Here is an 18,479-nt window from a genome sequence, read left to right on the forward strand (position 1 = left end):
GCTCGATGCCGTGTTCCTGACGCTCCCGTTCACGGGTTATAACATCGGCTATGGCCCGATCCGTCTTCTCTAATTCTTCCCATGCTTTCTCAAACATATATATTTCTCCTTCCACTCTATGTGTACCCTCGTTTATATCTATCTCGATGATGAGATAATTTTCATTTCCTCTCCAACAAGCTGGAATTTCTGAAGGGCAAAATTAAGGTCTTCCTTTGTGTGAGCAGCTGAGACCATCACTCGAATGCGAGCTGTCCCCATAGGCACTGTGGGGAATGTAATAGCGCCGGCAAAGACTCCCTCTTCAAAGAGGCGGGCGCTGAATTTCTTGGCCTCTGTAGCTTCCCCAATAATGACAGGTGTGATGGGCGTTTCGCTATGCCCAATGTTGAAGCCCATGTCTTTAAGTCCCTTTTTGAGGTATCGTCCGTTTTCCCAGAGGCGTTTAACCCGATCTTCACTTCTTGAAAGCTCTTCAAGGGCAGCCAGGTTCGCACCAATATCAGGAACGGTCATAGCGCTGCTGAAAAGGTTGGGACGAGCTTTTTGCCTAATATAATCTACCAATTCGGCATCTCCGGCTACAAAACCGCCAACTACGCCAAAAGCCTTGGAAAGGGTGCCAACTTCTACATCGACCCGGCCATGAAGATTGAAGTGGTCCACAATACCTCTGCCGCCTCGGCCAAGGACACCTTCTCCATGGGCGTCATCCACCATGATCATAGCTCCATGCTTTTCTGCCACTTCAACAAGCGCTGGCAGCGGAGCTATATCGCCGTCCATGGAAAAGACCCCATCGCTGATAACAAGTTTGTGACAGTTTACATTGTCATATTTTGCCAGCTGAGCATCAAGATTCTCTGGATCCGCGTGTTTAAAGCGGACTATTTCAGCTCGGCTTAAACGGCACCCGTCGATAATTGACGCATGGTTTAATTCGTCACTAAAGATAAGATCTCCTTTGCTTACCAGAGGAGGAATGGCTGCCAGGTTTGCGCAAAAACCGGACTGGACCACCATAGCCGCCTCTGTACCCTTAAATTCTGCGAGTTTTTTCTCTAGTTCCAGGTGAAGGTCAAGGGTTCCCGCAATGGTACGGACCGCTCCGGGCCCAACTCCCCATTTATCAACATACTTCTTGACCGCTTCAATAAGAGCGGGGTCGTTACAGAAACCCAGATAGTTATTAGAGCAGCACGAAAGATATTTTTTCCCCTCTATCTCTACCCATGCTCCCTGAGGGCCTGCTATGACAGGTATATTCGTATACAAGCCTTCCCTTTTCAACCGGTCCAGCTCTTCTGTAATAAAGGTTTTCTTTATGGTCATCTTTTCTTCCCCCTCTTAGATAATTTTTCTTTTACTTTTTGTTACATTTTTTCACTTTTAGGGTCTCTTTGAGATGGGCCAACATATCCTCGGTCATTTTATCGAGATCATATTTGGGGTCAAATCCCCACTCTTCCCTGGCAGCGCTTACATCCAGAGAGTTTGGCCAGGACTCGGCAATAGACTGTCGAACAGGATCCACTTTATATCCCAACGTGAAATGGGGTATGTACTTTCTGATTGAAGCCGCCAACTCCTCGGGATCAAAGCTCATGGCAGAAATATTGAAGGCGTTGCGATGTTTCAGTTTTGAAGAATCTGCCTCCATAAGCTGGATAACAGCATCTATAGCATCGGGCATATACATCATATCCATATAGGTGCCCGCGGCAATGAATGAATCATAATGACCATCGGCAATAGCCTTATAGTAAATTTCTACGGCATAGTCAGTCGTTCCTCCACCTGGTTCTGTCTCGTAGGATATCAGGCCTGGAAAACGGACACCTCGTGTATCCAGGCCATATTTTTTATGGTAGTAATCGCAAAGAAGCTCTCCTGTTACCTTCGTAATGCCATACATGGTGGCGGGCCTTTGAATGGTATCCTGAGGCGTATGGTCCAAAGGTGTATTAGGCCCAAAGGCCGCTATGGAACTGGGGAAAAAAACCGCACACTGTTTTTCTCGCGCTACTTCTAATGTATTAAAAAGCCCGCCAGCATTAATTTGCCAGGCAAGCTGAGGCTTTGCTTCGCCAACAGCCGAAAGAAGACCCGCCAGATGAAGAATCGTATCAATATTATATTTCTCCACAATACGTACAAGGGTGTCACTTTCACGGACATCAAGAATTTCAAAAGGTCCGTCACCAAGCTTTTCTATGCCTGTCGTTTTAATATCAGACCCCACAACATGGTCGGAGCCGTACTGGCAACGAAGCTTCTTTACAAGTTCCGTTCCAATCTGCCCTAGACACCCTGTGACCAAAAAATTTTTCACCACCCACTCCTCCTTCATCACCTTTTTATGAATTATTAAATAAAATAAAGGACCCCCGAAGAGGCCCTTTATGGTATTGTTCCGTACAAACTCCTGATGTCATAGCAGTTGATGTAGTAGTAGTCGACGTAGTAGTCGACGTGGTAGTCATTGTAGTTGCAGTTACTGTTTTATTTTTGTGACCTGCCATAGGAGAACCTGCTCTCAAGGCTTGGCGCTGTGAGCTCATTTCTTCCACGAAAGAAACTGTTTTTATTTTAAGACAGGGGGTGATAAGCCCTTTGGCAAAGTTCGATGTTAAAGCCCGCATTACGTCCTCCCACTTCTTTACTTGACAGCTTTATCTTAGTATTTTAACTCAACCTGCCTAGTATACGCACAGTCTTTAGAAGAAACAAGCTAAAACACTCACTCTTTTTTTATTTTACCATGGCCCCGAACCGGGGCCTGTTTCTTTTATCAGGTGGTACGGCACTCCGCCTGTTTTCTTCTGGGAAGGAAGGGAAGGTCAAGTTCTCCGGCAAAGGCCTCCATTCGGTGAGGAGCCACAAAGCCCCGCCCATCTTTCCATTCCACGTAGACCCAATTTTCAGGAGTGCCCCTTAAACGCACTTTTCCTCTATACCAGCCCCGCTGTTTTATGCCGTCTGTGATTATTTTTTGCCCCTCTGTGGTGTTTCTCTTTTTGACAGTCCAATATCCATCATCTCCCCAGGGGACGGTTCGGCTCTTAAAGACCCAGGCAGAATCTTTATATTCCAGATAGGAAAAAGTATCCGGCACAGGGTTTCCTTCTACATGAAGAAAGCTATGTCTCACCTCTCTTGGAGTCCCCTGATCTGAATAAGTTATTTCTTGTCGAAGCCCTTCTGGCAAGGATTGGGAGGCTCCATCCTCTGAGATTGGAGCGGAAACCTCCTTCCCGGAATTTTTCAGGGATTCTGGGAGTTCTATTTCATCGGGTTGAACAGAACTTTGGGCGAGAGCAGCTGTTGCAAATAAAAAGATAAGACAGACAATACCCACCCAACGAAAAAACCTGTTTGCCATACCACTCACCTCTCTTTTGTTTATTCTCTCATAATTTTTTATAAGTCGTCAAAGAAAAAGAAGACGAAAAGGCGATTTGATGTGTAGAATAATAAGCTGGTAATTATAAACTATCGGGGGAATTCGCTATCTCGCCTAGCAGCCCACGAAATAAAAGGAGGATTCCCATGCGGAAAGAAGCAATCTTCGCCAAGGCCCTATTAGCCCATCAGCAGTCAAAAGGGAAAGTTGCCATTACAAGCAAACTTCCTGTTGAAAGTATGGAAGACCTTGCCATCGCCTATACTCCAGGCGTCGCTGAACCGTGCAGAGAAATAGAGAAAAACCCTGACGCTGTCTATGATGTCACCTCTAAGGGAAACATGGTGGCTGTCGTTACCGACGGATCTGCCGTGCTTGGTCTGGGAGATATTGGCCCTGACGCAGCCCTGCCTGTCATGGAAGGCAAAGCCGTTCTCTTTAAGCGCTTTGCAAATGTAGACGCTTTTCCAATCTGTATCAGATCCCAGGATCCTGAAGAAATCGTGCGGACCACTGCCCTTATTACCCCAGCTTTTGGCGGCATAAATCTTGAGGACATTTCAGCTCCCCGATGCTTCGAAATTGAACGCCGGCTTAAGGAGGTATGTGATATTCCCGTATTCCATGATGATCAGCATGGAACGGCGGTTATAGTTCTTGCAGGCCTCATAAACTCTTTCAAGCTGGTTAAGAAAAACATCGAAGATGTGAAGATCGTCATGAGCGGCGCTGGTGCCGCTGGCATTGCCATATGCCGCTTTTTGCTCTCTGCCGGAGCAAAGAATGTTATACTCTGCGACCGGAGCGGCGCTATTTACAATGGCCGGCCTGAGCATATGAACTGGGCCAAAGATGAGATTGCAAAAGAGACAAATCCCAATAAAGAGATGGGAAACCTTGCCGAGGTCCTGAAGGGGGCCGATGTCTTCCTTGGCATTTCGGCTCCCGGAGTGGTGACCACAGAAATGGTGAAGACCATGGCCAAAGACCCTATTCTTTTTGCCATGGCCAACCCAACCCCTGAAATTTACCCTGATGAGGCCCAGGCTGGCGGAGCCGCTGTTGTCGCTACAGGACGAAGTGATTTTCCAAACCAGATAAACAATTGTCTTGGCTTCCCAGGCATTTTCAGAGGAACACTCGATGTACGGGCCAGCACAATAAATGAAGAAATGAAGCTTGCTGCCAGTGAAGCAATAGCGTCGCTCATATCAGATGAAGAGCTGACGGCTGAGAGGATCATCCCCGAGCCCCTTGATTCGCGGGTTGTTCCCTCCGTTGCTAAAGCAGTGGCCGAAGCAGCTAGAAGGACAGGCGTGGCAAGAATCTAAAAGTACGAAAACGTAATCTTTACATAGCCAAAGAGAGGCGGTGGAAATATCGCCTCTCTTTGGTTTATGGAGTAAACTTATATTACTCGGTTATTCTGCTCTAACTCTCTGAGCTGCTGCTCTCTCAGCTTTCTTCTTAAAACTTTCCCCACTCCTGAAAGAGGAAGCTCTCGCACAAAACATATCTTTCTGGGAATTTTATAATAGGCAAGCTGATCTTTACAGAAATTCGCCAGTTCAGAAGACGTGAGTCCGCTTCCTTCTTCCCTTACCACAAATGCCACCGGAATTTCTCCGCTTACAGGATGTTTGCCGCCAATGACAGCCGCTTCGATAACGTCGGGGTGGCGTTTCAGGATTCGCTCTATTTCTTGAGGGAAGACATTGTACCCGCCAACAATAAGCATATCGCTGACCCTGTCAAGAATTGTAATAAAGCCATCTTCGTCGATCCGAACCATATCTCCAGTATTGAACCACCCTTCAGAAAATCGTTCGGCTGTCAATTCAGGGGCTTTTAAGTAGCCTGAAGCAACAGAAGGCCCCTTAACCCAGAGAACGCCTTCCTTTCCTTTTTTCAGGGAGTTTCCCTCTTCGTCCCGAACATCCAGAGAGTAGCCTGGAAGGGCTGGTCCCACCGTGCCCTCTTTTCGCATCGTGTCGTTAGGGTTACATGAAACCACAGGGGAACATTCGGTAAGGCCGTATCCTTGATAGATAATAACGCTAAAAGTATCTCGAACCCGCTGTTCCAGCTCTGGTTCCAGGGCTCCCCCCCCGGTAAGAATATACTGGAGAGAGGAAGGCAAAGCCTCTCCCTTACTCACAGCCCCGAGGAGGAAGGGCAGCATCGTGGGAACTGCGATAAGGATATTTGTTTCTGAATCACGAAGGGCCCTGAAGAAGTTCTTTGTGGGCATAAAGGAAGGGACTATCACTTCGCGAAGACCCCAGAGCATGGGCAATAATCCGCAAATCGTATATCCCAGAGAGTGAAAATTGGGCAGCACGTTCAGCAATGTCTGATGTTCCTCAAAACCCTCTATGGTCTGCTGTACCTTCAGAGTGTTATCGTAAAGGTTTGAATGGGTAAGAGGCACTGCCTTGGGATCCCCCGTGGTTCCAGAAGTAGCAAAAATAACGGCAACTTCAGGATCCCCCTTCTCCACATGACGGCCTTGAAAGGGCGGGAGAGGTCCTTCAAGAGGAGCAACGGTCCAGGGAAAGGAAGAGAGGGACAGGGCTTCAGCCACAACCCCTTTTTCATCAGAAGTAATAACGCCCCATGGACAAATATGATGGAGCATGGCAATAGTGGCTTCTTTTCCCGAACGACTGTTCAGCGGAACGACGGTTCCCCCAAGCTGCCACACGGCAAGGGAAAGATAGAGTACCAGAGGAGAGTTGGGAAGAAAAAGAACCAGACGGTCCCCAGCGCCAAAACCTTTTTCCTCCAGGTTTTTACGGCACTGATCAACGACATCCAGCACATGGCTTCCTGATAACCACTTTCCTTCCCACCAGAGAATAGCATTATCTTTATCGTTTTTAAGACGGGAGAAAGCGATTTCTTCCAGGCGTTTTCTCATAGGCGGCCCCTTCTTTCTTTTTTATATGGTGTTAGAATACCACGGATAGGAAAAGTGGTGAACCACAGTAAGAGAAAATGATACAATCATTGATGTTTAAAAGAGAGTTGGTGGGAGAGTTGAGCTATACTATCTTAAAAAAATATTTACCTGATGCTGTTATTAAAAAACTGAAGCAATCTCGACGATGTGTCGTTTCTTTCTCTGGAGGAATTGACAGCGCCGTAGTGGTGGCTATCATGGCGTCTCTCATGGCTCCGGAGGATGTACATGCTGCCATGTTTCGTTCCTTTTTGCATTTCCCAGAGGAGATGGAACGGGGGGGCCTATTTTGCCACAGCCTGGGAGTTACCCTTCACCCTCTCCCTGGCCCCGAGCTGGATGTAGACGAAGTTATGAACAACAGCAGTGAACGCTGTAGATTTTGCAAGAAAGCACGGGGACGGGAGCTCCTTGAATTTGCCAAAGGCATAGAGGCCGATCTTGTTCTGGAAGGCTCTAACGCGGATGACCTCAAAGATGCTACACGTCTTGGCACAAAAGTACTGAAAGAAATGCCCCAAATCTATTCCCCCCTTGCGGAGGGTGGTCTTTCGAAAGACAAGGTGCGAACTCTTGCCAAAGAACTGGATATTTCATGGTGGGACGAACAGGCAACAGCGTGTCTTGCCACCCGTTTTCCTGAGGGACATCCTCTCGCGGCAGCAGAATGTTCACGTGTCGCCAGAGCTGAATGGGCCTTAAGAAAAGCAGGGTTTTCACAGGTGAGGATAAAGGTTTTGGGAGCCATAGCCTGTCTGCAAGTTCCTCAGACTCTCATGGAACAGGCTTTAACGCGAAGAGAGGAAATTCTCGAAATAGGGATGAAAGAAGGCTTTCACCATCTCATGCTCGATTTGCAGGGATATGAATGGGGAAGAAAGTGGATAGAAGAAAAAGATCTTTCAGGAAGGACGGAGCACATATGAAAACTCTTTACCTGGATTGTTTTTCTGGTATTTCAGGAAACATGTTCCTCGCGGCCCTTCTAGATCTTGGGCTCGATAGAAAAGAATTTCTTGAAAAGATGGAAACCTTGCGAATTCCATCGGGGCACCATCATCATGGTGAGGTACACCATGATAGCGGCGCGGGATATGAGATCCATATCAAGGACACCGTGCGGAACGGGTTTTCCGGCATCGATCTGACCGTTACAAGTACGGAGGATCACCCTCACCGCGGACTTATGGACGTGTGGGATGTTATTGACAAAAGCGGCCTTTCCCATAACGTAAAACAAAAGAGCAAAGACGCTTTTAAGCTCCTTGCCGAAGCTGAAGGAAAAGTACATGGCCTTCCTCCGGAGAAGGTCCATTTTCATGAGGTGGGAGCTGTTGATTCCATTGTTGATATTGTGGGTGCCTTTGTTCTCATGGAAATGCTCGAACCTGACTCTGTTATCTGCTCGCCTCTTAATGTGGGAAGCGGAACGATCAGATGCGCTCATGGCGTTCTTCCTGTTCCAGCTCCCGCCACTGAAAATCTCCTCATTGGCATGCCCGTATATTCAGCAGGCTCTCCCATAGAGCGGGTTACCCCCACAGGAGCCCTGCTGGTGAAGATGCTTGCATCCCACTTTGGAACCATGCCGGCAGGCAAGGTGATGGGAAGCGGACGGGGGTTAGGGTCTCGTGAAAGCGATATTCCAAACTTTTTACGAGTTACCCTTCTTGAGGAAACAAAAGAGAAGGACAATGCCCCTTCAGCATCAAAAGAAGAGCCCTTTATTCGCGATGTAGGAATCCTTCTTGAAACGAACATTGACGATATGAACCCTCAATACTATGAGCCTGTAATGGAACGTCTTTTCTCTATTGGCGCCATGGATGTCTGGCTTGAAACCATTATCATGAAAAAGGGACGGCCTGCCATTCGCCTTTGCTGCCTTGTATCTCTTTCCCAGGAAGAACAAGCCGCGGAAATTATCTTAAAGGGAACTACAACGCTGGGGCTGCGGCGTTCTGAAGTAGACCGGATAAAGCTTCGCCACCACATTACGCCAATGGAAACTACTTTTGGCCTGGTGCGGATCAAAGAAGCCTGGTGGGGGAACGAAAGGCTTCGCGCCAATCCAGAGTATGAAGACCTCAAACGAATTTCGAAAGAAACTGGCATTCCTCTAAACAGCCTGCGGGAAGAAGTGCTGCGTCAAATTGAAGAAATGGGTCATCCATAGCGCTCGACCAGCAAAGAAATGTATGTAAAAACGCCCCATTTCTTCTCAGGGAGAAAAGATGGGGCGTTTCTTGTATCGATCAAAATATAGTATATAATCCTATTTCGACATTCCCCTGGCTAGAATCTTATACTCCTCCTGAACCTGTCCATTCCTCACGCCGTAAAGTACAGGATACAGATTACATGTGGGACACGCGTGGTTGGGTATGATCTCTACCTTGTCACCGATGCGGAATGCCATGTCCTCGGGAGGGGTAAACATGCCGTGCTCCTCTGAGAGGCTTTTCAAATAGACGGTGGGTCTCTTTTTCAGCAGTCCGAAACCGGGGCTCGATGTTATGTTCCCACGGTGAAAATAAAAGGTCAGCGCCTTCGTTCCAGCGTCCAGAACTATACGGTCAGGAGCCGGGCAGCTGATTACCGTAGCCAGCACTGAGAGGGCACAATGTTCGTAGGTTCCTATAACCCCTGCCTGGTCGGCGTCCAGAAACACGTAGGTTCCCGGTCTGATCTCTGTAATTCCCTGCATAATTTCCGAAACAAGAAGAGATGGCGTAGAGCCAATACTGATCTCCTCAACCCCTATGCCTTCTTTTCGAAGAAATTCAGCCATCTCAAGCATCATATTTTGGCTGCTTTGGGAAATTGACCGGACTTCTGATATGGTTGTCGCATTATAGCAGTTCCCATCGTGGGTAAAGATACCTCTCAATTTAAGAGAGTCACGGTATCGAATAAGTTTCGCCAACTCAAGAATCTCTTCTTTTGAGCCCACCCCTGTACGATGATAACCGGTGTCCACATCAATCATTATTTCCATGGGACGAGACTCCCCATCGAAGGTTTCCGCCAGCATTTTGACATGATCAGGATGATCAACACCTACAGCGAGGGTTGTTTTTCGAGCGAGGGCAAGAAGACGATCCATTTTTATATCGCCCGCAAGCTCATTGGCTATAAAAATATCGTCAATCCCTTCTGCCGCCATAACCTCTCCTTCGCCAAGCTTTGCCACAGTAATACCTTTAGCGCCGGCAGCCAGCTGTTTTTTTGCTATATCCGGCGTTCTATGGGTCTTTATGTGAGGGCGAAGATTGACCCCTGCTCTCTGGGCCTTTTGCTGCATCCAGCTTATGTTTCTCTCCATAACATCCAGGTCCACAAGTAATGAAGGGGTATCAAGATCTGTTATCTCACAACCTCTGAAAGACTCATGAAGACATTTCATCATACTCTCCCACCTCTATTCTCTTTCTTATCATGATGCATATATTCACACTCTATTATAATCGGAAATTTTTCTCATGCCTTCTCTCTTATCTATTAAAAGTTTCAAGAAAACGCCAGGCCAAAGACGAAAGGAGGGCCACTCCATTGGGCAACACGCTATCGTTTGTTCGGAAATTGGGGCTATGGTGCTGAGCATCCGTTCCCTTTGATGGATCGCCCATCCCGAGGAAGAATAGCACTCCTGGCACTTTCTGCTGATAGAAGCTGAAATCCTCAGATCCCATGATAATGGGAAGTTCCTCAAGGGCTTCTTCACCCAGAAGTTCACCTGTGGTTTCCCTAAGAAGGCCTACCATGGCCGCATCGTTGACCGTGACAGGATAGATAGGTATAAAATCGACCTTGACCTCACATCGAAGGGCTGCGGCAATTCCTTCAGCAATACGGCTGATCCGCCCCCCCATGCTTTCTCTGACTTGAGGGTTTGTTGTGCGCACATTGCCCTGGATACGGGCTGTCTCTGGAATAATGTTGACTGCTGTTCCCGACTCAATCTTTCCAACGCTAAGAACCGCTGTCTCAAGAGGGTCTATTTCACGGCTCACTACAGTTTGAATCGTCGTAATTATGGTGGCCGCGGCTATAGTGGGGTCTATGGCCTCGTGGGGCCTTGATCCGTGTCCTCCCCGCCCCTTTACTTCGATCTCCCATATATCGGCAGAGGCCATCATGGGGCCACTGCGAAAACCTATCTTTCCCGCCTCAAGGGTACTCCAGACATGAAGCCCGCAAATTGCGTCCACTCCAGCCAACGCCCCTTCCTCAATGAGCATCGGAGCACCAGAATTAACCCCCGCCTCCTCCGCCGGCTGAAAGACGAGACGGACCCGGCCGGGCAGTTCTTCTTTAAGGGCAGCGAGAACATGGGCCACCCCAAGAAGGACCGCCGCATGGGCATCGTGTCCGCAGGCATGCATAACCCCGTCACAAGTGGATTTCCAGGGGTCATCCACAGCTTCCTGAAGAGGAAGGGCATCGATGTCAGCTCGGATAGCAATGAGCGGGCCATCTTCCTTTCCTGTAATATCCGCTATGACTCCCGACCCTGTTCCATAAAAACCTCGACGGATATTTTCATATCCAAGGTCTATTAAGACCGATTCGATCTTTTTTGATGTTTCTTCTTCTTTCCACGACAGCTCTGGATGAGCATGAAATTCATGACGGAACTCTATAACTTTCTGCTCAACTTCAGATGCAAGGGCGTGGATTTTTTCTGTGTTCATAATAATAGCTCCTTTGACCTAAAGTAATTTCACGAGGAATCCCGCAAGGAAGACAGATGCAATGGTCACTGTAGTAAAACCGGATACAAGCATTTTGGGAAGAATGCCCGTGAGTATAAAATCCCTTTCCTCTGATGTTTCTCCCACGGCATTGGCCACTTCCTGAGAAACAATAAATGTTCCGGGGAAACCAAAGAGGCAGCATACCCCCACAGCCAGACACATTTCCCAGGTGTAACCAAAGATCTTAGATGAGACAAAGGCGACAATGGCAATACCGACTACGGAAACTGCGAAGGCTACGACGATGGGAAAAATCAGAGACGCCACCATCTGGGGGGTTGCCTTGTTCAGGCTCATGAATATAGGCACTAAAAGGGCGAAAAGGGCCAAGCCTGTGGAATTGGCCTTGTCGAGAATTTTATGCTCAAGAAAACCAATTTCGTAAAAAACAATTCCAAAGATAAGGGCCATAACAAATTGATTTATTACCCCGCCAAGGGCCTTGGCACACATAACAGCGAGCCAGCCGACAAGCATGGCCTTCATAATGAGTATAAAAGGCGTTTGCAAATCTTTGGGGGTAGCGGAAAAAAGTCTCCATGTGGGCTCCTCTGGGTTGCTTTTGGCCTTGCTTCCTTTATCAGCTGTAAGACCTTCGCCCCTCCTGAAAATTTCACGAAGACGCCGGCCTTCTCTGGAAAGGCAGACAGAAGCGACAGGAAGACCCACAAAATTCTGAAGAACGAGGAGCAATGTAACAAAAACAAGCACTGTTTCAAGCCCCTTGGCTTTGGCAGCCTCGCTCATAATAAGGGTCGCTACAACCCCGCCTGAAATAGGGCCTGCGGCAGGAACAGCATACTCTTTACCTATGATGGGCGAACCGATGATAAAGAGGGCAGCCGCGGCGGCAACGATAGCTCCGAGAGCTATAATAACGGTCTTCCACTCCTCTTTGAGATCTCGAAGTTTCATCAAAGTGCCCATATGGATCATCAACATGGGAATAAGGGCAATAGCCAGTTTGACTATAACAGCATCTTCAAAGAGTGTTGCGGGAATGCCAAACCAGAACCCCACCATGAAAATAATGCCGGAAACAAAAAGCATGGAACAAACAGCCTTTGTTTTTTGAGCTACAAAATCACCAATAGAGTAAACAACTGCTATGACTAAAAGTGCTGTTACCGCATTCATTTCTATTCCTCCTTTAGGAATTTATTTAAATAAAAAAAGGCCAGGACCCCGCATTCGGAGGTCCTGGCCTTGAAGCGCGCAAAGTACCTGCGCCAGCAGGCTTATAGGGCCTCCTCGCATGGGTACCAATAGGCAAAAAAGAAAGAAAAAAATTCGCAAACTAAAGAATTTTTCATTAAAACAACAACCTCACATAAAAAGTTGCTCTCTTCTTACCATGATTTATCTATGCCGTCAAGAAAATACTTTCATGATATTATGGCGTTATCTGCTTTAGTGTAGAAAGTAGATTGCGAGCTTCAGGATTCCATTAAACACGAGGAGGAAACATTTTTATGAAGTGTCTTGTAACCTTTCATGTCACCAGTATGGCCCTCATGTTCGAAAAACTGTGTCGAAAAGAGGGAATGGACGTAAAGATTATCCCCGTTCCTCGCCAGATTTCCGCTAGCTGCGGTCTTGCCTGCAGCTACCCTTGTGATAAAGAAGAAGCTGTTCGCCAGGTCTGCGAGAAAAAGAAAATTGAAACCGCGGGATTTCATGTAATAGAAGATCTCTAATCTCCCCGAGACAAGTTTCTTTGCATAACAATGGAGTTACAATATCCCATTGGGTATAAAAGGAGGGAGCGGTGTGACTAAGAAGGTTCTCATTATCGGCGGAGTAGCCTGTGGAGCTAAAACTGCCGCCCGCCTCATGCGTATTGACTCGGAAGCGAAGCGGCTTGGCTTCGGGAACATTGCGCTTCTTGAGGGGGGCACCCTGGCCTTATGAATTGCGGTAGAAATTCAGTAAAAATGCCGAAATTCTCACTGTCCTTTCTCACGATATGCAAACTCCCCCAGGGTTCTAAAATATGGATACCATTTAATTAAGGGGGAGTTTAGTGATGAAGAAAAGTTTCATTATTGTTGCCATAGCAGTTCTTGTTTTAACCTTTGCAGGTTCAGCATGGGCCCACGGCGGCAACAGCACTGGCAGAAGGAGTGGAGGAGGGCATATGGCCTATTGTGGCAGTGCTCAAAATCAGAGTTTCGGCCATCACATGATGAGAAGAACTCAACCAGGGATGGGATTTAGGAATTCAAGCAACCGTCCCTTTGATCAGAGGGATATTCCTCAGGATATTCTGAACAAGCGAGATGAAATGAGAAGAACCCATTTGGAATTGCGACTGGAGCTTGCACAGCCCCAGGTCAATCGCGAGAAAGCCTTGTCCCTCCATGAAAAGATGCTCAACCTTCGTCAGGAGCTATCTCGCTGGATGTTTAACCAGAGGCTTGCCAATGGGATAAGACAATAAAACTTTTAATTCTTCACAATCCTGAATAAATAAGAGGATGGGTCCTTCTCAATGGGAGGGCCCATTCTCTTATAGCCTCAACTTCTAATCATATCAACTGGCGGGCAGCTATTTGTATTGGATCCCAGGGAAGGGAAAATGGCGGGGCATATCCCAAATCAAGATCTACAAGCTCACGTACAGTCATTCGTGCCGCTATTGCTGTGGCAACCACATCAATACGCTTCGCTGAACCATGATTTCCCACAATTTGGGCACCTAGAATGCGTCCTCCCGGCTTTTCCGCAATCATTTTTACGTGGATCTGCCCGGCGTCAGGATAATAGCCCGCCTGGGTCTTGCTTTTAATAGTCACCGTGTCGTAATTAAAATCGAGGTCCTCCAGCTCTTTCTCAGAAACCCCTGTTCTTGCCACCTCAAGCTCGCAGTGCTTGCTCACTGCTGTTCCTATAACTCCAGGGAAGCGTTCCTCCCCCCCTCCCATATTTATGCCCGCGACCCTGCCCGTTTTATTGGCCACAGATCCAAGAGCGATCCAAAAGGGGCGGTTTGTTACCATATGCCATGTTTGGGCACAGTCACCGGCAGCCCAAATACCTTCTGTTTCTGTTGCCATGGCCTGATCTACAAGAATTGAATCCTTTGCGCCAAGAGGAAGGCCTGCCTCCTTGGCAAGTTTCGAGTTGGGACGCACGCCAAGACCAAGAATAACCAAATCCGCGGGGATGGCGCGCTGGTCTGTTACAACTGCTTTAACCCGGCCGCTATCCCTTTCAATGGCTTTCACCGTTTCACCAAGATAGAGTTCGGTGCCCACGCGGCGAATGGCCTGAGCTATATGCTCCGCCATATCTATATCGAAGGTATTCATGACCTGGAACGAACGATCCACCAGGCTCACCTTCATCCGCCTCATACAAAAGGCCTCGGCCATTTCAAGACCAATATAGCCTCCCCCAACCACTACTACACGCTGAGGCTGTCTCTTTTCAATAAATTGATGAAGCAAAATACCATCTTGCAGAACGCTCAGCTGAAAAACTCCCTCTCCATCAAGGCCTTCTACAGCCGGACGGATAGGTTCAGATCCTGTAGCAAAAAGCAGATGGTCAAAGGTATCGGCAAAAACTTCCCCTGTTTTTAAATCCAAAACATTGACAGTTCTATCCTGAATATCCACACTAAGCACTTCGTGAAGCACAAGGGCCCGTATGTTCTGCTTAGACATAAACTCCTCAGGTGTCCGAACAATGAGTTTGTTTTCTTTTTCCACCAGGCCGGCTATGTAATAGGGCATGCCGCATGCTGAATAGGATGTATGGGGAGAGCGTTCGTATGCTACGATCTCAGCTTTGGGCTGCAACTTTCGGATCTGCCCTGCCGCTGACATTCCCGCCGCATCGCCACCGATAATAACGTATTTTTCTCGTTCCATCAGGGGCACCTCCTTATCAGTTCGCAAGATGGAGTTTCCTCTACCTTTACTTTATAATCTAACGTGCCAACGCTACCATGGCCTGAGCCATTATCTTCACATTTTTCATCAGATCCTCTATTGCCCAACACTCGTCCTCTTCGTGAATCGTATAAGACTGACCTGGAAAGATGGGGCCAAAAGCCACTACATTAGGCATAGATTTTGCATAGGTGCCGCCGCCGATAGCAAGAAGATCGGCCTGAAGGCCCGTCTGTTCTTCATAGACCCTCTTAAGAGTTTTGATCAGTTCAGTTTCTGGATCTACATAGAGAGGAGCTGCATGTTTCACCTTCGTAATGGTTATGCCCGCATTAGTGAGGGTTTCCTCGAGAATTGGCATAACATCAGATTCTTTTTTCGTTACGGGATAGCGCAAATTTAAGGTAAATTCAACTTCAGGTCCGTTGCTGCTCATTGTCCCAAGACAGACGGTCAACGGTCCAGAAATACGGTCTCTCATGGTAACGCCAAGGGATTTTCCATCTGTTTCAAAACCAATGATACCGTTAAGGGAACGTACAAAAGAAGCCTGGGAGCCTCCCAAATTGACCTTTGAAAGAATATCAATGACACAGAGAAGAGCGTTCACACCAAGCTCTGGGGTGCTTCCATGGGCAGGTACTCCCTGAATTTCTATTACAAGGGTTCCCTCAGCGGTGTCTTCTACTATCTTATATCCGCTTCTATCAGGTCCATTCCAAGAATCCACTATGGATGCGAGGCGCCTTCTTTCTTCGGCTGAAGCCCGAAGGATAACCTGGCTTGACGCAGCCACAACATTAGGAGCCACCCCGCCATTGAGGGAAGAGATGACAACCGGGCCATCCCCTTCGAAAGAAGCTTTGCACGTTACTGTCAAAACCCCTTTTTCGGCATAGATGATGGGATACTCTGCATCGGGAGTGAATCCGGCGGCTGGCAGATCTTCAGTTTTGACGTAGCGAGCCATGCACTGACTGCCTGATTCTTCATTGGTTCCAAAGATGACGCGAATTCGCCGTTTTAAGGGAATTTGAAGATCTTTAATGGCTTTCAGGGCAAATAGCGCTCCCAACGTAGGGCCTTTGTCGTCAAGAACCCCCCGCCCCCATATCTTTCCATCATGGATTTCCCCGCTGTAAGGATCGCAGGTCCAGCCTTTTCCCTCTGGCACCACATCGAGATGGCCGAGAACCGCAACCATTTCTTCCCCTTCTCCCCATTCGGCATACCCTGCCACATTATCTACGTTTTTCGTTCGGAAGCCAAGCTCTTCTGCCAGGGTCAGTGTATGGTCAAGGGCGCGCCTGACCTCCCACCCGAAAGGAGCATTTTCTTCAGGAGTCCCCGCGACGCTGGGGATTCGAATAGATTCCTGTACGGCTGATACAATATGGTGTTTCAGCCCATCAATAGCGCGGTTGAGCATAAAAGTCCCTCCTAAGATATTTAGATCTTTCATTACCCCCGATCCACTTTATCTGTTTCTACGAAAAGACCGGCTAGGTATACCATATTGTAACAGAGGACCACCTGACCATACCTACTTTCCTTAACTATCGCTCCCCTGGCCTGAATCAGTAAATTCAGCATCCACCACATCTTCAGACTGGCTGGCTTCCCCTTGACCTTCTTTTTGATTGCCCGGTTCAGCGGAAGCTACCACCTGAAGGACCTGTTGCAGTTCAGATATGCTTACCTTCATGCTCTCGACTGTTGCATCAGGTTTTTTGAGCAGATCTTTCCCTTCCTCCAGCAAACTTCGGGCCCTGGACCTTTGGGCCGGCTCAAGGATGCTTTCTTTTTCAGTCAGTTCTTTCTCCAGTCTGTATGTAAGGGTTTCCAGTTCATTCTTAGCATCAGCCCTTTCCCTTTTTTTACGGTCTTCAGCAGAATGCTCCTGAGCTTCCCGCACCATCCGTTCCACTTCTTTTTTATCGAGGTTGGTAGACCCGGCTATGGTAATCTGCTGTTCTTTTCCCGTATCTCTATCTCGTGCCGAAACTTTCAGAATTCCATTAGCATCGACATCGAGGGTCACTTCTATTTGAGGAATGCCTCGAGGGGCCCTTCGTATGCCCTCTAATTTAAAATTACCGAGAACTCTGTTATCCGCAGCCATTTCCCGCTCTCCCTGAAGAATGACAATGTCCACCGCCGGCTGGTTGTCTTCAGCTGTTGTGAAGGTCTCAGTCTTTTTATAAGGGATGGTGGTATTCTTATCGATGACCTTTGTCATAACGCCTCCCATGGTCTCCACTCCAAGAGACAGGGGTATGACGTCGAGAAGAAGAACATCTTTCATTTCACCCTTTAAAATACCAGCCTGGATAGCTGCTCCCATAGCCACAACCTCATCGGGATTAACAGACATATTTGGGTTCTTTCCCCCTGTAAACTCTTTTACAATGGCCTGTACAGCGGGCATTCGCGTAGCCCCTCCCACAAGAACAACTTCATCGATATCCGAAGCAGACAGTTTGGCTCCGGCAAGAGCATCTTGCATGGGCTTAAGACATCGTTTCACTAGCGGTTCCGTAAGCTGCTCTAATTTAGCCCTGGTCAGATTCATGCTTAGATGCTTGGGTCCAGTAGCGTCAGCAGTAATAAAGGGCAGACTGATCTCTGTAGACGTTCTCCCGGAAAGCTCGCATTTCGCCTTTTCCGCCCCTTCATAAAGCCGCTGAAGGGCCTGACGATCTTTTCTCAAATCAATGCCATTTTCTTTTCTAAATTCATCTGCGATGTAATCCACGAGAACTTTATCGAAATCGTCACCGCCGAGGTGGGTATCACCGGAAGTGGCCAACACTTCGACAACCCCCTCGCCGATATCGAGGATGGAAACGTCAAAGGTTCCGCCGCCCAAATCAAAAACAAGAATCTTCTGCTCTTTCTGTTTTTCAAGGCCGTAGGCAAGGGCCGCGGCTGTGGGTTCATTGATGATTCTGAGCACATTTAAGCCGGCAATGGATGCCGCGTCTTTCGTTGCCTGCCGCTGGGCATCGTTAAAGTATGCCGGTATGGTAATGACAACATCTGTAATGGCGTCCCCAAGGTACGAACTTGCGTCGCTGACCAATTTTTTCAGCACCTGGGCGCTTATCTCCTCTGGAGCATATTCTTTGCCCCAGGCCCCAAATCGTACCGCCTTGTTCGGTCCTTCCTTGACCTTGTAGGGGACTATTTTCATCTCTGATGTTACTTCATCGTAAGTCCGCCCTATAAAACGCTTCACAGAAAAAAGGGTTCCATCGGGATTTAAGGTCGCCTGCCGTTTTGCCATAGCTCCCACCAAACGCTCCCCATCTCTGGTATAGGCGACCACAGACGGGGTTGTCCGGCTTCCTTCTGAATTGGCGATAACAGTAGGAACTCCGCCCTCTACCACTGCGATAACAGAATTGGTCGTTCCAAGATCAATACCAACAGCTTTTTTCATCCTTTATCCCTCCCAGTTT

The 18,479-nt window shown here is 47.9% G+C and carries 17 protein-coding genes; 6 read left to right on the forward strand and 11 right to left on the reverse strand.

Annotated features, from left to right (window positions below):
• Positions 1 to 138 precede the first annotated feature (138 nt).
• The 4 genes from BUC50_RS03425 to BUC50_RS03440 all read right to left on the reverse strand — a co-directional run bounded on the left by BUC50_RS03425 (position 139) and on the right by BUC50_RS03440 (position 3,382).
• Positions 139 to 1,332, reverse strand: coding sequence for a glycine C-acetyltransferase (locus tag BUC50_RS03425; RefSeq protein WP_013049161.1), 1,194 nt, complete (start codon positions 1,330 to 1,332; stop codon positions 139 to 141).
• Positions 1,333 to 1,363: 31 nt separating this feature from the next.
• Positions 1,364 to 2,332 carry an L-threonine 3-dehydrogenase gene (locus BUC50_RS03430; RefSeq protein WP_041459391.1) on the reverse strand — a complete coding sequence of 323 codons (969 nt, stop codon included), beginning with the start codon at positions 2,330 to 2,332 and terminating at the stop codon, positions 1,364 to 1,366.
• A gap of 25 nt (positions 2,333 to 2,357) precedes the next feature.
• Positions 2,358 to 2,642, reverse strand: a complete 285-nt coding sequence (locus tag BUC50_RS03435; protein ID WP_013049163.1) for a hypothetical protein — start codon at positions 2,640 to 2,642, stop codon at positions 2,358 to 2,360.
• Positions 2,643 to 2,791: 149 nt separating this feature from the next.
• A complete protein-coding gene (locus BUC50_RS03440) occupies positions 2,792 to 3,382 on the reverse strand; it encodes a hypothetical protein (RefSeq protein ID WP_013049164.1) in 591 nt (196 codons plus the stop codon).
• 167 nt (positions 3,383 to 3,549) lie between these two features.
• Between BUC50_RS03440 and BUC50_RS03445 the strand changes: the two genes are divergently transcribed.
• The gene (locus tag BUC50_RS03445; protein WP_013049165.1) at positions 3,550 to 4,734 is read left to right on the forward strand and encodes an NAD(P)-dependent malic enzyme; all 1,185 of its coding nucleotides are present in this window, start codon (positions 3,550 to 3,552) and stop codon (positions 4,732 to 4,734) included.
• Positions 4,735 to 4,811: 77 nt separating this feature from the next.
• Here the strand turns inward: BUC50_RS03445 and BUC50_RS03450 are convergent, their stop codons facing one another.
• Positions 4,812 to 6,323 carry an AMP-binding protein gene (locus BUC50_RS03450; protein ID WP_013049166.1) on the reverse strand — a complete coding sequence of 504 codons (1,512 nt, stop codon included), beginning with the start codon at positions 6,321 to 6,323 and terminating at the stop codon, positions 4,812 to 4,814.
• Positions 6,324 to 6,415: 92 nt separating this feature from the next.
• Here BUC50_RS03450 and larE point away from each other — a divergent pair, with 92 nt between their 5' ends.
• Together larE and larC are read left to right on the forward strand one after the other, a co-directional pair.
• A complete protein-coding gene (gene larE / locus BUC50_RS03455) occupies positions 6,416 to 7,291 on the forward strand; it encodes an ATP-dependent sacrificial sulfur transferase LarE (protein WP_052292819.1) in 876 nt (291 codons plus the stop codon).
• Positions 7,288 to 8,541, forward strand: coding sequence for a nickel pincer cofactor biosynthesis protein LarC (gene larC / locus BUC50_RS03460; RefSeq protein ID WP_013049168.1), 1,254 nt, complete (start codon positions 7,288 to 7,290; stop codon positions 8,539 to 8,541). The genes larE and larC overlap by 4 nt, the downstream gene beginning before the upstream one ends.
• A 99-nt stretch (positions 8,542 to 8,640) precedes the next feature.
• Here larC and BUC50_RS03465 read toward each other — a convergent pair whose 3' ends face one another.
• From BUC50_RS03465 to BUC50_RS03475, 3 genes are all read right to left on the reverse strand, one after another.
• Positions 8,641 to 9,774: an alanine racemase gene (locus BUC50_RS03465; RefSeq protein WP_013049169.1), complete on the reverse strand. Its 1,134-nt coding sequence runs from the start codon at positions 9,772 to 9,774 to the stop codon at positions 8,641 to 8,643.
• Positions 9,775 to 9,859: 85 nt separating this feature from the next.
• Positions 9,860 to 11,059, reverse strand: coding sequence for a M20 metallopeptidase family protein (locus BUC50_RS03470; RefSeq protein ID WP_213699964.1), 1,200 nt, complete (start codon positions 11,057 to 11,059; stop codon positions 9,860 to 9,862).
• A gap of 18 nt (positions 11,060 to 11,077) precedes the next feature.
• Positions 11,078 to 12,259, reverse strand: a complete 1,182-nt coding sequence (locus tag BUC50_RS03475; protein WP_286677144.1) for a hypothetical protein — start codon at positions 12,257 to 12,259, stop codon at positions 11,078 to 11,080.
• Between the two features lie 335 nt (positions 12,260 to 12,594).
• Between BUC50_RS03475 and BUC50_RS03480 the strand changes: the two genes are divergently transcribed.
• The 3 genes from BUC50_RS03480 (at position 12,595) to BUC50_RS03490 (ending at position 13,562) form a co-directional block, all read left to right on the forward strand.
• Positions 12,595 to 12,819 carry a putative Se/S carrier protein gene (locus BUC50_RS03480; protein WP_013049172.1) on the forward strand — a complete coding sequence of 75 codons (225 nt, stop codon included), beginning with the start codon at positions 12,595 to 12,597 and terminating at the stop codon, positions 12,817 to 12,819.
• Between the two features lie 73 nt (positions 12,820 to 12,892).
• Positions 12,893 to 13,033: a hypothetical protein gene (locus BUC50_RS03485; protein WP_213699966.1), complete on the forward strand. Its 141-nt coding sequence runs from the start codon at positions 12,893 to 12,895 to the stop codon at positions 13,031 to 13,033.
• A gap of 115 nt (positions 13,034 to 13,148) precedes the next feature.
• Complete coding sequence (locus tag BUC50_RS03490; RefSeq protein WP_213699967.1) at positions 13,149 to 13,562, forward strand: hypothetical protein; 414 nt, start codon at positions 13,149 to 13,151, stop codon at positions 13,560 to 13,562.
• Positions 13,563 to 13,650: 88 nt separating this feature from the next.
• On the opposite strand, the gene BUC50_RS03495 is transcribed toward BUC50_RS03490, so the two are convergent.
• From BUC50_RS03495 to dnaK, 3 genes are all read right to left on the reverse strand, one after another.
• Positions 13,651 to 14,997, reverse strand: coding sequence for an FAD-dependent oxidoreductase (locus BUC50_RS03495; RefSeq protein ID WP_273015432.1), 1,347 nt, complete (start codon positions 14,995 to 14,997; stop codon positions 13,651 to 13,653).
• Between the two features lie 58 nt (positions 14,998 to 15,055).
• Positions 15,056 to 16,447, reverse strand: coding sequence for a dipeptidase PepV (gene pepV, locus BUC50_RS03500; RefSeq protein WP_213699969.1), 1,392 nt, complete (start codon positions 16,445 to 16,447; stop codon positions 15,056 to 15,058).
• A 123-nt stretch (positions 16,448 to 16,570) separates the two neighbouring features.
• Positions 16,571 to 18,460 (reverse strand): molecular chaperone DnaK, encoded by a 1,890-nt coding sequence (gene dnaK / locus BUC50_RS03505; protein ID WP_273311923.1) that lies wholly within the window; start codon positions 18,458 to 18,460, stop codon positions 16,571 to 16,573.
• Between the last annotated feature and the right edge of the window lie 19 nt (positions 18,461 to 18,479).

Origin of the sequence: Aminobacterium sp. EBM-42 (assembly GCF_001896635.1) — a bacterium.
Classification (GTDB): domain Bacteria; phylum Synergistota; class Synergistia; order Synergistales; family Aminobacteriaceae; genus Aminobacterium; species Aminobacterium colombiense.

Excerpts from the sequence above, each read along its gene's own strand:
- BUC50_RS03425 (WP_013049161.1), bottom strand. The coding sequence starts at position 1,332 with ATGACCATAAAGAAAACCTTTATTACAGAAGAGCTGGACCGGTTGAAA.
- BUC50_RS03435 (WP_013049163.1), bottom strand. The coding sequence starts at position 2,642 with ATGCGGGCTTTAACATCGAACTTTGCCAAAGGGCTTATCACCCCCTGT.
- BUC50_RS03440 (WP_013049164.1), bottom strand. The coding sequence starts at position 3,382 with ATGGCAAACAGGTTTTTTCGTTGGGTGGGTATTGTCTGTCTTATCTTT.
- BUC50_RS03445 (WP_013049165.1), top strand. The coding sequence starts at position 3,550 with ATGCGGAAAGAAGCAATCTTCGCCAAGGCCCTATTAGCCCATCAGCAG.
- BUC50_RS03450 (WP_013049166.1), bottom strand. The coding sequence starts at position 6,323 with ATGAGAAAACGCCTGGAAGAAATCGCTTTCTCCCGTCTTAAAAACGAT.
- larE (WP_052292819.1), top strand. The coding sequence starts at position 6,416 with ATGTTTAAAAGAGAGTTGGTGGGAGAGTTGAGCTATACTATCTTAAAA.
- larC (WP_013049168.1), top strand. The coding sequence starts at position 7,288 with ATGAAAACTCTTTACCTGGATTGTTTTTCTGGTATTTCAGGAAACATG.
- BUC50_RS03465 (WP_013049169.1), bottom strand. The coding sequence starts at position 9,774 with ATGATGAAATGTCTTCATGAGTCTTTCAGAGGTTGTGAGATAACAGAT.
- BUC50_RS03470 (WP_213699964.1), bottom strand. The coding sequence starts at position 11,059 with ATGAACACAGAAAAAATCCACGCCCTTGCATCTGAAGTTGAGCAGAAA.
- BUC50_RS03475 (WP_286677144.1), bottom strand. The coding sequence starts at position 12,259 with ATGAATGCGGTAACAGCACTTTTAGTCATAGCAGTTGTTTACTCTATT.
- BUC50_RS03480 (WP_013049172.1), top strand. The coding sequence starts at position 12,595 with ATGAAGTGTCTTGTAACCTTTCATGTCACCAGTATGGCCCTCATGTTC.
- BUC50_RS03490 (WP_213699967.1), top strand. The coding sequence starts at position 13,149 with ATGAAGAAAAGTTTCATTATTGTTGCCATAGCAGTTCTTGTTTTAACC.
- BUC50_RS03495 (WP_273015432.1), bottom strand. The coding sequence starts at position 14,997 with ATGGAACGAGAAAAATACGTTATTATCGGTGGCGATGCGGCGGGAATG.
- pepV (WP_213699969.1), bottom strand. The coding sequence starts at position 16,447 with ATGCTCAACCGCGCTATTGATGGGCTGAAACACCATATTGTATCAGCC.
- dnaK (WP_273311923.1), bottom strand. The coding sequence starts at position 18,460 with ATGAAAAAAGCTGTTGGTATTGATCTTGGAACGACCAATTCTGTTATC.